This is a genomic window from Amycolatopsis sp. NPDC039088 (assembly GCF_055598845.1).
In genome coordinates, this window is sequence record NZ_JBVKAE010000011.1 from 77066 (window position 1) to 92040 (window position 14975).

General features: G+C 64.8%; 11 protein-coding genes. 3 read left to right on the plus strand and 8 right to left on the minus strand.

The window, feature by feature from the left end:
* Positions 1-124: 124 nt before the first annotated feature.
* From ACZ7KI_RS16365 to ACZ7KI_RS16375, 3 genes are all read left to right on the plus strand, one after another.
* Positions 125-436, plus strand: coding sequence for a hypothetical protein (locus tag ACZ7KI_RS16365; RefSeq protein ID WP_470273942.1), 312 nt, complete (start codon positions 125-127; stop codon positions 434-436).
* Entirely contained in the window at positions 433-4407 is a 3975-nt protein-coding gene (locus ACZ7KI_RS16370) for a hypothetical protein (protein ID WP_470273943.1), read from the plus strand. The genes ACZ7KI_RS16365 and ACZ7KI_RS16370 overlap by 4 nt, the downstream gene beginning before the upstream one ends.
* Before the next feature lie 965 nt (positions 4408-5372).
* On the plus strand, positions 5373-5789 hold the full coding sequence (locus ACZ7KI_RS16375; RefSeq protein WP_470273944.1) for a hypothetical protein: 417 nt from the start codon (positions 5373-5375) through the stop codon (positions 5787-5789).
* Here the strand turns inward: ACZ7KI_RS16375 and ACZ7KI_RS16380 are convergent.
* The 8 genes from ACZ7KI_RS16380 to ACZ7KI_RS16415 all read right to left on the minus strand — a co-directional run bounded on the left by ACZ7KI_RS16380 (position 5726) and on the right by ACZ7KI_RS16415 (position 14966).
* Complete coding sequence (locus tag ACZ7KI_RS16380; RefSeq protein WP_470273945.1) at positions 5726-7795, minus strand: hypothetical protein; 2070 nt, start codon at positions 7793-7795, stop codon at positions 5726-5728. The genes ACZ7KI_RS16375 and ACZ7KI_RS16380 overlap by 64 nt on opposite strands.
* Before the next feature lie 10 nt (positions 7796-7805).
* Positions 7806-8129 (minus strand): hypothetical protein, encoded by a 324-nt coding sequence (locus tag ACZ7KI_RS16385; RefSeq protein ID WP_470273946.1) that lies wholly within the window; start codon positions 8127-8129, stop codon positions 7806-7808.
* Positions 8129-8995: a DUF4417 domain-containing protein gene (locus ACZ7KI_RS16390; protein WP_470273947.1), complete on the minus strand. Its 867-nt coding sequence runs from the start codon at positions 8993-8995 to the stop codon at positions 8129-8131. Before ACZ7KI_RS16390 ends, ACZ7KI_RS16385 begins: the two co-directional genes overlap by 1 nt.
* Before the next feature lie 245 nt (positions 8996-9240).
* Positions 9241-10341, minus strand: a complete 1101-nt coding sequence (locus ACZ7KI_RS16395) for a ParB/RepB/Spo0J family partition protein (RefSeq protein WP_470273948.1) — start codon at positions 10339-10341, stop codon at positions 9241-9243.
* Positions 10338-11222: a replication-relaxation family protein gene (locus ACZ7KI_RS16400; protein WP_470273949.1), complete on the minus strand. Its 885-nt coding sequence runs from the start codon at positions 11220-11222 to the stop codon at positions 10338-10340. The genes ACZ7KI_RS16395 and ACZ7KI_RS16400 overlap by 4 nt, the downstream gene beginning before the upstream one ends.
* A 3-nt stretch (positions 11223-11225) precedes the next feature.
* Complete coding sequence (locus ACZ7KI_RS16405) at positions 11226-13358, minus strand: type IV secretory system conjugative DNA transfer family protein (protein ID WP_470273950.1); 2133 nt, start codon at positions 13356-13358, stop codon at positions 11226-11228.
* 53 nt (positions 13359-13411) lie between these two features.
* Entirely contained in the window at positions 13412-13909 is a 498-nt protein-coding gene (locus ACZ7KI_RS16410) for a hypothetical protein (RefSeq protein WP_470273951.1), read from the minus strand.
* Positions 13910-14096: 187 nt separating this feature from the next.
* Positions 14097-14966 carry a hypothetical protein gene (locus ACZ7KI_RS16415; RefSeq protein WP_470273952.1) on the minus strand — a complete coding sequence of 290 codons (870 nt, stop codon included), beginning with the start codon at positions 14964-14966 and terminating at the stop codon, positions 14097-14099.
* Between the last annotated feature and the right edge of the window lie 9 nt (positions 14967-14975).

Here is a 14975-nt window from a genome sequence, read left to right on the forward strand (position 1 = left end):
CCGCGCGATGCGGGATCGTTGCAGGTTAATCACAAGCCCGTCCTCGCCCTAACCCCTGCCGCCAGCAGAGCGACTACCGGGCATGCGTGTGGAAACGTCACGATCAAAGCGTAGAACTCTGTGGATGAGCCTTGTGGTGGTCGGAGTGGTCGCCATCGGGATCGCCGCACTCTTCTGGTGGCTAGGTACCGAGGGGGGTGACCGGATCAGCAGCGGTATCGGTGCGGGTGCCGGTCTGATTGCCGTCGTACTCGGTCTTTCGGCGTTGCGGACGAATACGGGCCGGGAGCGGGGGGCGGCGTCAGCCATCGGAGCTGCCGACCGGGAACCGCCGCTTCACGACGTGACGATGCACATCCATGCCGAGGGAGAGGGACAGATCAACGCCCTCGGACAAGGCGTGCAGCACATAGACCAACGAAGGAACGACCGATGAGGCGGACCGAGCGCAAGCAGACGGAGCCAAGCGTGGGCCAGCGCACCGAGCTGACTACGACCGTCGAGGACAACGCTCAGGCCGCCGTGTTGGGCAGCGGTACGCAGTACGTCGACCAGCGCGTCATCATCGGCTACAACTCTCCAGGCACAGACCGGCGGTCTTCTGCACTGCTCCTGCCGCTGCCGACGAAACCACCTGACGGATTCGTGGGGCGAACGGCGCAGCTACAGGCAGCACTTTCGTTCGTGTCCGCTGGACACGTTATCCCTGTTGTCGGGCAGGAGCACACCGGTAGATCCGCATTCATCACAAAGCTGATGAGTGACCCGCGATTCTCCGGCTCGCTGCCGCGGGAGCGGAAGTGGAGTGTCATGAATGTCCGGCTCCCCGGAGCAGGCAGTAGGATACCCGTGTTGCGTGTCCTCGCGGCCCAACTCGAGGTGGATCTGGACGCTCTGGACGACGACGGGAGCGGCGACGCATCGTCCCTGGAGCGAAAAGCCCGAGACAAACTACACGAACGACTCATCGGCATGTCGAGCGACAGTGACCTTGTCACGGTGATCGACTGCACGCGCTTCACCGACGATGTCACCGATCTGGAGTCGGACCTCGACGACATCCTGGCCAATCCCGCGTTCCAGAGGTCGGTCGTGCTCATCGCGAGCAGCACCGACCTTGTGGCCGACGGTGAGCAACAGCTTCGCCACATGCCGGCCATCAGGCTGGGGCCGCTCGAACACGGCGAAGCGGTCGAACTGGTCTCCACCGAGCTGACGAAGCGCAACATCAGAACGGATGCCGATGAAGTGGTCAGGCAGGCGAACGACGACATCGCCAAACGGCCGAAGATTGTCCTCATCGGTATCGACGAGTACTTCCGTGCGACCTATGACGGGCAACCGCGCGACGAGGACCCGGAGCGGATCGCGTTGGCACTACTCGATGCCTGCCGGCTGACGATCACCACCGCGTTAGCGAACGCCGGGTACCGACTGCTAGGCAGTTCCGGTGAGCCGGACAGCCTGGCGTTGTTCCTCGTGTGGTCGTTGACCGAGCAGATGCCCTTTCCACCGGACATTCTCGAACAAGCGGGTATCTGCCGGGATGATCTGGAACGGTTGACTGATCAGGGTGTTCTCGTCGAGGAGGCACGGTCTGCTTCGTCGGGGAAGCATTTGCGGCTAAGCATGGCCACCCAAGTGGCCCTCCGGAACCTCCTTCTGGCCGCGTCGGATGGTGCGAGAAAGGAACGGCTGCGCACCGCTGAGCGAACTGCCCTGGGATCTGGGGAGTCCGATCCCGCACTGCTCGACAGCGCACTGGCCCATATGGCGCACGAATTGTTCGACAGCGCATTGCGACAGTGGGCTGCGAATGAGGGCGACCACGCACAGGAGGACATCCTCTTCGCCGTCGAGTGTGGGGTCGGCTGGCTTAAACACCACGTCCCCGGACGTCTGTCGAAGTTGTTCCTCACCCTTGCGTGGTTTGCGAACTCTCTGGACGTCAACACGATCAGCCTTCCGGTAGATCCCACCGAGTTGTCGCCGGGGGACGGAGAAGGGGAGTCTGACGCCCACCTGCTATATCAGGTGGTTTCGGAACTCAACGTGAAGATGCGCGAACCCGTAACAATCGTATCTGTCGCTGCGTTCGTGGCCGTCGGCAGGAAAGCCGCTGAGTTGCTGGCGGACGCCGCGCCGCTAGTCCCCACGCAGATGCTGCGATCGATCGACAGTGCCCTGTTCTTGGGAGGTCGCCACTTCAGGTGCCAAGCGGAAGTGCTCTCGATCCGCATTGGGATCGGCGACGCCCTTCGCGAGGATGCGATGCGGGAGGCTCGAGATCAGGTCAGCCGCCTCACCGGCGCGATATCCTGGCTGTTGAACACCGTCGTCGCGCAGTTGGACGAACAGCAGGTGGACGAGGCGGAAAGGACCGCAGCGGCCGCGAACCACTTGCTCGAGCGTCTGCCCCGGCCCAAAACCTCTACGGGTACCGCCGTATGGATCTCGCTGCACATGCGCGCGGCGAAGGCAGCGGCTCGACTGGCCGTAAACGAGGAGAAGCGGCTCGGAGCTTTGGCCACCGTCATCGACCTGGCCAAGCAGGCGTTGGACAGTTGTGCCCCATCGGAGCCGCTGCGGCAACTGTGGACCAAGAGATTCCTGGACAGCGTCAAGGCGCATGCGCTGGAACTGCGCGAAGATCGGGACCGGGTGCGCAGCGTCCAGTCCGCCCTCGACATCCTCGCGGTCCACTGCGGGCCGATATCCCAGTGGAACCTGCCCTTGCGGATCGCGGTCGCTAAGTTTGAACGGGTCCTCCACCGGGAGCAGGCCGATCCGAAGTTGCTGCTCGACGGCGCTACGGCGGTACTGGCTCTCCTTGTACCCGTGCAGGATCTTCTCCTGGCGCAGGCGATGGCCGGTCATCCCAGCGGGCTGCTGGAACTGGCACTGGCCAGGGCGTTCAACGCCACCGCACTTCTCCAGAACGATCGACCGCGAGAGGCACTTGAAGAGGTGAAGAACGCGGTCCAGCTTGCCGAGGCGGCAGTGGCCAGCGCGGCCAGTACCGACTCTTACCACGTCTGGTTGAAGTGCCTTGGGATTCAAACCGAGTGCGATGTGAACCCCTCAGGCGACAGTTCGACCGCAGCGAAACGGCGCCAAGCCATCGCCCAGGTCAAGGCGTGGCTGCAGGGGCAGACCTCCAGGAGTCATAACCATGCCCGACTTGCGTTCCTGTGCCTGGAGGAGGAGTGGTTCCAAGCCGGGCGAAGTCTGATGGCGAGCGCCCAGAAGGCGACCGGCCCCTACAACGAGACACAAGTTGATCGGTTGAAAAGAATCTACCTGGTGCGGAGTCGTGCCTTGAAAAGCCATGAAGGGCGTTACGGGCCCACGGTGGAGGCGTTGTTGGCGCGTGCCGACCTAGAACGCCAATACCGCCAACTTCTGGTGACGACGGCGAAGGGTCGGTCGGCAGCGGTTGAGCGTTCGGTAGACAACTCGGCCACGTGGTCGGTCCTCGATCGGGCCGCGGAGCTGTGGCCCTACAGCGAACGCGTCAAGCTGGCGAGGGCGGGCGTCTTCCGCATCATGTGGCAGTACGGGGAGGCGGTAGAGCAGTTCGAAGAGGTGATCACGTCGTCTCGCAGCGGCTACCGGCGGCGCATCGCGCAGATCGCGGCGGCCGAGGTCCTCTTGACCTCGGTGCGCTATGAGCAGCCCGTGTACGGAGACCGTGAGTCGGCTCTGCGTCAAGCCGCTGGTCACCTGGTCGAACCGCTCGGCCATAACTACAAGCCCGACAAGGTTGTTGTTCTGCGCGAACGCATTGCCCTGGAGGCGGGCGAGGCGGTCGACTGGCACCGCATGAACAGCACCTTCGATGAGCTGTTCCGCAGCGACTTCCCCACCTCCATCAGCAAGTACCTGAACCGTCGTCGTCTGCAGGACGCCGGTGAGCAGAGCGACGAGTCGGACGAGCGCACAGATCAGTCGTCCGATCTCTCCGAACTCCTCTACAACGACTTCACGGACATCGAGTTGATCACGGGCTTGGGCCACCTCTACCTCCGCCAGTCGGAGCTGTTGAGCACACAGGCAGCTAACCCCAGACCAGCATATGACCAGCAGTTAGCCATTGGGGCCGCAAAGCGCGCTTACGACTGCTTCGATGCCGGACGCGTCGTTCTGGAAGCGCACTACGGCAACGAGAAGACGTCGAACCGCTTCAACCGAGCGCAAGCGATTCGGGTAGCGGCGACGTTGGAGCGGACGGTCGACCCGTTTCCGCTGTGCCCGCGTCACGAGAAAAGTTGGTTGAATCTGGCGCTCCGGATGTACGAGTCCGTCCGAGCTCGATCCGTCGGCTCGTTCCACCTCCTCTGCCACGAACGCTACGTCGAGACACAGGAACTCCTGCGGCGCTTCACGTCCTCGCAACAGCAATCCTAAGATTCTGAAGATGGGCCGTTTCGCGACCTGCTCGATTTGCCCGGACGGCCACGCGGGTGAGTCTGTCCTGTCCGTCGTACTCGACCATTATGGCGATGTCGTGGACTGGCTTCACCGAAGTCCCGTCGCCCCACAGCCAGCCTGGAAGACCACGATCTGGGCCATCAAACGTAAACTCCATTCGGCGCAGTGCGGGTTCCGTGAATTGCCGTACCGATGAAGGTGACACAATCAGCCGACACCGAACACTACTCGACACGCGGCCGTCGAACGCCGACGCGAGTACTGGAACAACTCAAGTCAGGCGAGCAGTCTCGCGACGTTGCCTCCAACCTGAGCTCCAACCGCGAGGATCGCCGCCCGACAGCCGGATCGCCAGCATCCGACTAATACCGTGCGAGCCAAAATGGCGACTTCTCTTAGGCTGACAGTGAGGGCTATGGAAGAACCGTAGCCGGCAAGAGTCGCCGACTACGTCGCCTTGCGTGGGCGGCCGCCACCGGCACCCTGACCCGGCCGTGCTCTTTCCCACGACCGGATCTCCACTTCGCGTGCAGGCGACCAACCAGGTGTCCGACCGATGACAACGTCCGGCTCCGGGAACGGGTGATCGGCAGCGTAGCGCCGCCGCCACAGGGCGACCGTCCGATGCGAAACCTCGAACCACTCCCCGATCTCGACCATCCCGAGATACCGAAGGGTCAGTCCCTCGCCGGCCGGACGGCCATCTTCTACCCGATGGTTTTCGCCGCTCACCAGGCTGAAGCTAACAGGGACCTGCACGTCCGGCCTGAATCAGCGGCAACGCGGCATGTCTCGCCTCAAACAAACCTTGTTGACTAAGTATGCGATGTTTGCCTACCCTGAACCTTGTTCACTCAGTAATCAAGGTTCATCGGGAGGCGCTATGCAGAACTCAAACACCAGGTCACCGGCTATTCGGAAGCGGTTCGAGGGACGTCGCCATGGCCGAGCACGCTGAAGCGACCTGGTGCCCGCCCGAGCCGCGGGAGCTTCCCGCCTTGCGCGAGCATCTGGCCGGATACCTCACGACCTCCGTCGCTCACCTGTTCACGTCGGCGATGGTGCGCGAAGGTCGAGGAACGCTTCGCCCGATCGGCGATCCGGACATCGGCGCCCAGCTGATGCTGGCGGACGAGTACCGGCGGCTCCATCAAGCGCGGCTGTTCTATGTCACCAGCGACATCACGCCCATGGTTCACCATGCCGCCCGGAATCTTCGGGACCGCTGGGACATCGAACCTCAGGACTTGCCCGCGCTGACTGGCTTCATGCTCTTCGCCGAACCACTGGCGACCTACGCCAGAGAAGACGGCAAGGAAGTCGTGTTCGGCCGGAACGACATCGACAGCTTGTCCTGACCGTAGAACTTGAACGACTGCCCGTGGTCGATCGGGACGAGACCACCCTCTCCGGTCCGGAGGACGTTGCCGGCGTGCGGATCGTGGTTTCCCAGAGCCCAGCTGGCGACATGCAGGCGGACGATGTCGTCGACGTCGGTTTGCGACCAGGTGGCGGGGTTGCTGGACATCTCGGTCGCGCCGACGAGCATCGGCTGCACGGAGGCCGGTTTCCCGTTGATCTTGGTGGTGAATACGGGAACCACGGGCAGACCTGCACGTCGGAGCGCTCGCGAAGTAGCGGCCTCGGCTTCGATGACCGCACCGCCCCGTGGAGTACCTTCTCCCTTCGCGAGCCAGGTTTTGCCGTCTGGCCCGGTATGCAGTGTCTTCGGATGTATCCCACCGAGGTGTGCGGGTTTGCCCGCACCGAAGTCCCAAGCCGCGACAGCAGACGGATCGACTGATTTCGGCAAGGCCGAGAGAGCGGCTTTGGCCTGCTTGAGCGCGGAGAGCATCTCGGCGTGCTGGCGACCGAACGCGCTTCGCGGCGCCGCCAGGATCGGCGCCTTCGCGGGCTTCCCTGTCTTGGGCGGTAACGACTTCGTGCTGTTCTTGAGAGCGACCTTCTCTTGTAAGCTGTGTTTCAGTGACGCGACCGACGCGCTGGACCCATAGGCTTGATGTACCAGCAGCGTTTTGCAGAAGGACTTCGTCGCCGCCGCGGCTTGATCGGTCGTGAGGAGACCAGCGGAGACGATGAAAGCTCGCAGGTCCTTCAGTTCTTGCTGGTCTGCCCACGGCGCGATTTCGGTTTGTGCGATCTGGAGGGTTTCGTTGTGCGCGAGTGTCGGCTCGACCGGTTTCCAGGCGCTCATTTCCATGTACGTGACGCCCGCCTGGTGCGCATGGTCAAGGAACTTGGTCATCGTCGCGATGCCGTTTGAGTCGGCGAGGTCGGGAAGCCCACCGTGTCCGAGCACGTTGTGCAGGTCCGTGATGTTGGCTTCGAACGTCGCTTTCGTGGCTGCACGCTCGACGGCGAGGTGCTGGAGATCGAGCCGTTCCTGCTTCTCGGTCGACGCACGCAGCAGCTTCAGAACCTGGTGGGCGTTGAGTACCTTGGCCTGGAAAGGCGCGATCCGATCGTGGTCCTTCGCGGCCTGTATCGCGTCAGAGAGTTCGTGTGGACCGATGTCCGTGAAGGCTTGGTCGACTTGATGCTTCGCCGCGGAACGTATCGCCTCCAGGTCGTCCAGTGCCGGGTTGTGGGCGGTCGCCAGCTTGTTTTCCGCGGCGATCAGAGTGGAGACGAGGTCGGGATCAGCCCACGAGCCGTTGGCTTTAGCGGTCTCGACGGCGCCGGCAGCAGAGTTGATTGTTTCCTGTACTGCCTGCACTTCGGCAGCGGTCGGCGTCCACGACGTGAAGCCCGGAGGCGCACTGTGGCTTGACGTAGCGACCAGGCTCGCGTCGAGTTGTTGCCACTGTTCAAGAGTCTTGCCTCCGACAGTTTCGCCGGAGCTCAAAGCCACGAACCTGTTGATCGCGACGCTCTGGATCGTCTGTTTCGTGATCGCATCGTCCGGATAGGACGGATCCAGCCAGTGCACCAACGGGTTTCCCGTGGTTTCGGACAGGCCCACCAGCGCTGGGTGCTTGAATCCTTGTGCGGCAGCGAGCTCCTTGAGCTCGTCCTGGGTCAGGCCGTTCAGGAACAGCTCGCACTGTGTGTGCAAGGCGTCCTCGAACTCGGTGGGATCGCCGCTCAGTTTCGCGATTTCCTCTTGTGCCTCGCGGACCGCCTCCACGAGCATCGCGTACCGTTCTTCGATGCCATCGGGCAGATCGAGCGTCGTTGGCTCGAAAGGGTTCTCAGGGTCGACTCCGTTGAGCACGAAGCCTTCGACGACCGACAAGGCGATTTCAACATCAGTCCACTTCGGACCGTCTTCGGGTGGCGTCCCCTCTGAAGCTGAAGGGCCGACAGCGTAGGCAGCGTGCTTGGTTTTGGAATTCGTTCCCATGGGGACTCGATCAGCCGGTGCTACCGAGCAGGTCGTCGAGCTGGTACTGAACAGCGGCAGCGAGATCGGGCGCCGAGGGGATGAGGTCGACGCGTGCGGCGGGTGCGGTGGGCGAGTTCTCCCAGATCTCCATGTGAGCGAGAAGGTCGCCGGATGGAGTTGAAGCGATGCGTTCGCGCCAGGTGAGGCAGCGTTGATACTCCCGCGGGACCCATTCGATGTGCCGGTCGATCCGACCGTCGTCTCCGTGATCGATACCGAGCACCGCGACGACGGTCGTGGCGGCCCCGTACTCGGGCGACCAGCCGAGCAGAATCCAGAGTGTCCGCTGCATCAGTTGCCTCCTTCGGGTAAGAGCGAAGCCAGGTAGCGCACCGAGCTGGCGAAGGCGTCCGGGATGCGGGCTTGCAGGTCCTTACGCCCTTCCGGAGTCATCACGGCTCCATGAAGCGCGTACTGCGCCGGGTTCTGGCTGACGAGAATCAGCTTGGTGCCGAACAGCTCGACGGCGGTGGCGATGCGCTCTTGGCGGGACAGGCCGGTGATGATGACCGGGAGACTGTCCGGGATGTTCTCCGCGAGCCAGCTGAGACCGGGCAATGCCCAGGTTTCCCAGTTCTTGTTCTCGCGCACGGTCTGGAGGTTGATCGCGATGGCGGGCGGCGCGGTGTCGGCGATCCACGCGGCGTACCGCTGGAGGTCTTCGAGCCGGAACCAGTAGATGTTCGGGACGGCCGGCAGACCGGCATGGGCGAATTCCTCCGCGAGCAGCAGCGACCTGCGCATGTTGATCAGGTGTTCCGCACGCGGCCAGTTGCCGTAGATCGAGTAGTTGGGAGCCAGGACGAGATCGAACTTGAGCGCCGACAGCCGGTCGAGCAGCCGATCGCGGTGCCGTGCCGTCCAGAACGCTTCGACCAGCGGGTCCTCGCCGTACCCAGAGAGGACCGTAAGCGCCGTGGGTGGGAGACCTAACGCCTCCGAAGCTGTCGCGGCTTGATCCCAGCGCGGATAGATGGCGTGCGTCTGTGGAGAGAACACGCGACGAAGCCCGACGGCGTAGGCGGGCCAGCCCAACGCGGCGTCGAGGTCACCGGCGCCGGATCCGTCGACCTGCGGGATGAAGGAGGGCAAGCCTTCGGGCAAGCGGCTGCGGAGGACGACGTCATCGAATTCGAGGGTCTCCCCGACGTCGGCCATCCACGCCTGGATATCGGTTCGGGAACCGCATCGAATCGGACAGCTCGAACATGCGGTTGCTGTCTGCGCGGTCTCTGCGCGTGCGCAGCCGCAGTAGCTGCAATCCGAGTTGCATCCCGAGCACAACGGCGCGATCACCGCACCCGGCTCGGCATCGGTACCCGCGTACCAGGGGCAGCGCCTGCAGTCGCACCGCGCGGCCGGCGCGGCGTCGGTGGGCAGGCCGAGGAAGACGGACAAGGCACTCACTCCGTTCCGTTGAGCTGATCGGTCAGAAGGCGGAGCGACGCCAGATCGTGCGCGGAGAGTCGAGCACCGCGAGCCAGCGCGGCGGCCAGGAGACGGAGGCTGGCGAGCGCGTTGTCGACAAGTCGTTGTTCCACCAACGAGGCGGGGCCAGCGGTCTCGACGGAGTCTGCGCGGAGCTTGTCGGCTCGTGCGCTGTCCGCTTGTTCATGCAGTTGCTCGGCTTCGGCAAGAGCTTCGTCAGGAGTGATCGCCGGGTCGGCCGCAGCGGTCAAGGCGGAGCTCAACAGCCGGGTCCGGTTGGTCTTCTTCACCGCGGCCCAGATGTCCTGTGCGGCCTGCGCTCGCCCGCGGTTGAGCTCGATGAACCGGATGCGGGTGTTGAGACTGATCTTGACCTCGTCCATTTCGTCCGCGATCTCGCGGGGCATCTCGGCGAACGCGCGCACCAGCTCGCGCGCCTTCCGCGGAGTCAGCTGCAGACCGAGGCGGGACAGGACCTGAGACCACGGCGCCGCACATTTCTTGTCCGTGCCCCGGATCCGCTCCATGGCGGAGAACCGCGCGATCGGATCATCGATGGCGTAGACGTCCGCGGGGACCTTGTAGCCGTGTGCGATCAGCTTGCCCAGCAGCACGGCGCAGCGATCGAGGACGAGCGCGGCCGCTAGCTCGCCGGGCCGCAGGTTCTCGCGAGCGAGGTTCTCGACCAGCTGCCAGATGCGGCGTTCCTCATCGGACAGCGGTCCCGGGCACACGACCGCCGGGAGTGCGGTGAAGTGCGGGTTCTCCGGCTTGTGGACCGCGCCCCACCGGCAGGCCCTCAGGCGCCGCTCGCCCGCCGTCAACCTCATGGCGGGTGCCTTGTCGTCACCAGCGTCCATCTCCTCGACCAGAACTGGCTGAAGGACGCCGACGGTCGCGATGGAGGAGATCAGGTCAGCAAGTTCTTCCGGCGCGGTGCTGTCGCCGGGCGCCCGTCCCTGCGAGTCCGTGAACGGAGTTCCTTCGCCTCGCAACGGAAGCAAGGTGAACCGGCGCTGGCGCAACCGGGACGAAAACCCGAGCTGCTCAACGAGGGCGCCTGGCGCCTCCGTCACGATCCACCGGCCTTCGGCCAGGCGAAAACGGGTACCGGTGCGCCGCTCTCGGCGAGCAAGGGCAGCGCGATGTCCGCTGTCGGTCCGGGGTTTTGGAGCCTCCGCAAGGTCGTGGCCAGCGCGCACACGCGATCGCCGGCGAGCGCCAAGCCGTGCATCGCTTGTGCGTAGGCCCGCAGGTCCGTGAGCCGGCGCCCAAGGACGTGCTCCGCAGCTCCGGATAGGACGATGAGAAGCCGCGGGAAGCGCGCATACCGACTTCGCCACGCCGGTCGCCCACCCGAGTTCGGCTTTCCGGGAATGTAGTCGTGGTACTGGACGTAGGAACGGAGCTTCTGAGCAAGCCGGGCGACGGGCATGGTCGCGCGGTCCAGCTCGATGAAGAAGGTGCGCTGCGATCGCCGTCCGTCTTCGTCAAGGACGTAGTCGAGGACCGCGTCCGCGATGACGACACCCTGGCGTCGCCCACGGCCGTCCCGAAATCGATGTGCGACCTCCGGGGTCCACGACAGTGGCCCGCATTCGTCCCCACGCCGTCGAGCCGCCGTCGTGAAGGCGAGCCCGGTTTCGACCACGTCGAGCGCATGATCCTGCAGCAGCTCCACCGCAGCCGCCCGCGGGATCCGGTACGAGCGGGCGTCCACTCGCCCGGACTCCTCGACCAGTTCCACGCCGCTTTCGGTGATGTGCCAGGTACGGGGAGCGTGGTGCCGGTGCAAGCCAACGGCAAGACCGTCCGCCTGTAGGGCGAGCAGCTTGTGCTGGACGGTGCGGATCGATGCCGCCGGTGCGAGCAACCGCCGCATCTGCTCTGTGGAGACCATGCGGTGCCAGTAGAGGACGACGAGCGCCTCGCGCTTGAACGGATCGAGTCGCGACATCGATCACTCCACCGTCGACTCGGGTGCCGGCAGCTCCATGCCTGCGCCGCTCCCGCGGGTTGGAGGCCGTCCGCGCCGTGCACGAGGTGCCCGCTCGTTGCCGCGCAAAGCGTCGAGGATGCGGTCGTCGAGGTCCTCAAGTTCGTCGAGGACCTCGCCGATCGGCCTGCGAGTCAGGTTCCGATCGAGGCACCGGTCGACGTCGGCGTTCCACTCGGGGTGGAAATGTTCGGCGAATTCGTCGTCCACGTGGAGACCGCGGATCTTGAATGGCGTGGTGCGCTGGCCGCCGAGCGTCACGGTGACGACGTGGTGGAACTGCTCGAGTTCGGTGATCGTCGCGGGCTGGACGAGGCCGCCGTACTCGCGGGCCACGGTCCGAGCGCCGTCGATCGCCGCGGCGCTGGTCATCAGCAGCGACTGGTTCTGCAGCAGCGCCCTGCGGGTCTCCGGCGCGAGCCGGTCAGGCATCTGATTCATCGCGTGCAGCGCGACGCGGTACTTCCGCAGCTGCTCCAGGATCGCGGCGAGATACCCGCGCGACGCTCCATCGACCGCGGCGAGCTCGTCGACGAAGGCGTCGCACCTGCGGCGCTGATCGACCGGGGTGTCCGCACGCGACCGGCCGGCGCGGAACAGGTCGTAGATCATGAAGGAGGTGATCAGTTTGTTCGTCTCGCCGGTGCCGGTGGTGCAGACGAAGACGATCTTCCCTGTGTCCATGGCATGGCGGACGTTGTACGTCGTGACCGACGAGCCGAGGAAGGCGGACAAGGTCGGGCTGGTGCGTAGCCGGTTGATGATGTTCGTGACGACCGTGGTCGCGTCCGGCGCCAGCTTCGTGAAGGAGTCCGTCCAGTAGCGGCGGATGCTCGGTTTCAGGAAGCGCAGAATCTCGTCACGCCAAGTGTCGTCGTCGAGGAGTGTCGGGATCTGGAAGATCGTGGGCGCGCATTCGGTCGGCAGCCGCATCGCGAGGTAGCAGAGCGCCTCGCACGCCTTCGTCAGGATCGACTTCGCTCGCGGCGCCGAGTCACCCCACCCCAGCGCCGTGGCGAACGAGGTGACCACGGCGTCGACGCGGTCCTCGATGTCCTCTTCGGAGAAGCCCTGCATGCTGAGCGGGTTCCAACCGGGCAGCCGCTTGTCCCGCCCGCGGACGTCGAGATTGACCTCCCACAGCCGATTCCGTAGCTCAGGATCCGAGAGATACGGTTTCGCCCGCTTCCAGCCATCAGCGTGCGGATCGAGGAACCAGACCCCACCGCCGAGCCGAGCGATCTCGATAGCCTGCGCGAGCGCCTCCTCGGTCTTACCGAAGCCGGCCTTCCCGAACCGCGCCGAGAACAGCAGCTCCCTAATCGGCACCCCGACGATCCGATCCTCGCCGTTGAGGTCGGTCACATAGCCGAGCCGGACCAGCCCCGCGCCGGGTTTGTAACGCGGGATCTCCCTGGGAGCGGGCATGACCCAGCCCCGGCTGCGGGCGATCACCGGCGACAGACAACGCCCGGATGGCGGCTTCAGCAGCGCCGCGATCTCGCTGGCTGTGACGTATGACCGGCTGCGCGGCTTGGCCAAGCCAGTGTGGAACCGCCGGTCGAAGAACCTGCGGATCAAGATCGTGTCCGCGCCGAAATGCCAACCCAGCACACGCGGCCCTCGAGCTCGCCAGTAGTTGTCGCCGCGGTAGACATCGAAGGCGCCGATCACGCTGCGCAGATGCGCCTCCGCGCGGCCGGGGATGTCCGAACGGCAGCGGATCAGCAGCTGGATCGCGAAGACCGGCTCGTCCGTGGCGAACTTGTTCGGTACCGGCGCGACCGCTCGTGGCACAGGCCGGCGGGCCCCGCGCGCCGTCGGCACGAATTCGCCGACGATCTCGCCTGCGGCCTCGGCGAGTGCTCCGACTACCGTCCCTTGCGGCTTGGCTGTCTGACGAGCAAGGTGGCGGATTCTCGCGGGAGTCAGCGGAATCAGGTCGAGGCAGACGTCGACCTTCTCCCCGAGGTCTGGCCGGACGTCACCCAGCGCGTTCGCCAGAGCCTGCAGAGGGTCGTCCGGCCGAAGCGGGAGCGCCTTGAGCGCGAAGTGGGCCGGCCGCGCGAGAACCAGCTCGGCGCGTGCCACATGCACCTGCGCTTCCTCAGAAGAAGGAGAAGCCTCCCCGTTTCGGCGTGCCCGGAAGCTCATCGCGCTCCCCCGTCCGCACGGAGGTCGTTTCGCCCTCGTCCGTGGTCCGGGGAGCAATCTCCTCGGTCGTCCGCGTTGCGGCGGATTTCGACTTCCGGATAGGTCAGCTTGTTGATCACACCGGTGATCGACTCCCGGCCTTCCACGCTCATCGTCAGCTTCCCGAACACCTCGTCGGTGCTGAACCGCACCCGGACACCGACCGCGGACTTCGGCACCCAGCCGCGCACCGGACGCACCCGACCGAGCTGGTGCGCAAACGCCAGAACGCCCTGAAGGGACGGGTCGAACGTGGCGGTCGGGAGGAGGTCGTAACTGACTCTGGAGCGGAGGTGGTGGGAACGGAAGTGTCGGTGGAGGACGAAGACCGCGATCAAGATCGCGACCACCGCCGCGGTCACCCACCACAGCGCGGACTCGGCGAGCACGTGGTGAAGATCGAGCGCCTTCGGCGCGCTGGTTCCCTGGATGACCTGACGGCCATGGGGGAACAAGTCTGCATTCCAGGTTCGCCTTGCTCCCAGGGTCCGACCAGCGGCTACAGACGAAATGGGCGACCAGACATACGCAGGGTGGATCGCCAGGTCGAACGCAAAGCCAGTGCACAGCATCATGGCGCAGACATGCGTCGACACACAGTGCTTCGATGCAAGCCCTAACCCAAGACGGTCAGAACCATTGTCAGGGCGAGGAAGCGAGATGCCGCTGCAGCGCGGCGCGGACGGCATGGACCGGAATCCCAGCCGCCGTGAGGTCACAGATTCGCAGAAACCCGCTTCGCGCATGGTAAATCGACATCGTCGGGTCCGTCGTCAGCAACACCGATGTCGCATGCGGACGCGCGACGAGGTACTTCGTGAGGATGCCCCCTCGAACGGTGGCACTGGACACTTCCGACCACGGCACGTCCAAGCGATACCGACCACGGCGAAAGACGACCCCCAAGTCCGAGATCTCCAGTACGCCACGAGGGCTTCCCCGTCCGACCCTCACGGCATAGGCCAGGATCATCGCTCCGATACACCCGAGCCCGATCGACACAGCCAACGGGTTGGCATCGAAAAGCGATGGAGAATCAGGCGGCGCCTTGTAGATCGGCAGCCCGGATCCTGTGCCTGGAGTGAACGCTATGGCTATCGGGAAACTCACGATCATCAGGGCCGCGCCCACCACACCGGCCGCCCCCAGCCAGCTCCCGGTACGACCTCCGCCGAGCACCGTGACCGCGGTGGTTGGCGGTACTTGAACCACGGCCGCACCAGGGGAACGCCGGCCCACCGGCCAGTCGAACTGAGCGGCTCCAGCGACCATGGTCAACAAGACCGTCACCCCGACACCGACCCAGACCCACGGGGCCGCCGCGGACGAGATCTGCACGGTGCCGGTCGCCATGTTCCCCACCAGCCCCGCCACCGCGAGCCCGAACAGCATGACCCACATGAGCACGCGTCTGATCCACACGGCGTGCAGATCGTCCCCTGCCAACTCGCCGATACACCGTTCGCTCAAGGGGAAGAAGTCGTTGTCACATCGAGACAAATGCGGACGCACGGTCGTCTC

Coding starts and splice junctions, on each gene's coding strand:
- ACZ7KI_RS16375 (WP_470273944.1), top strand. CDS start 5,373: ATGGCCGAGCACGCTGAAGCGACCTGGTGCCCGCCCGAGCCGCGGGAG.
- ACZ7KI_RS16390 (WP_470273947.1), bottom strand. CDS start 8,995: ATGGCCGACGTCGGGGAGACCCTCGAATTCGATGACGTCGTCCTCCGC.
- ACZ7KI_RS16370 (WP_470273943.1), top strand. CDS start 433: ATGAGGCGGACCGAGCGCAAGCAGACGGAGCCAAGCGTGGGCCAGCGC.
- ACZ7KI_RS16385 (WP_470273946.1), bottom strand. CDS start 8,129: ATGCAGCGGACACTCTGGATTCTGCTCGGCTGGTCGCCCGAGTACGGG.
- ACZ7KI_RS16365 (WP_470273942.1), top strand. CDS start 125: ATGAGCCTTGTGGTGGTCGGAGTGGTCGCCATCGGGATCGCCGCACTC.
- ACZ7KI_RS16380 (WP_470273945.1), bottom strand. CDS start 7,795: ATGGGAACGAATTCCAAAACCAAGCACGCTGCCTACGCTGTCGGCCCT.
- ACZ7KI_RS16400 (WP_470273949.1), bottom strand. CDS start 11,222: ATGTCGCGACTCGATCCGTTCAAGCGCGAGGCGCTCGTCGTCCTCTAC.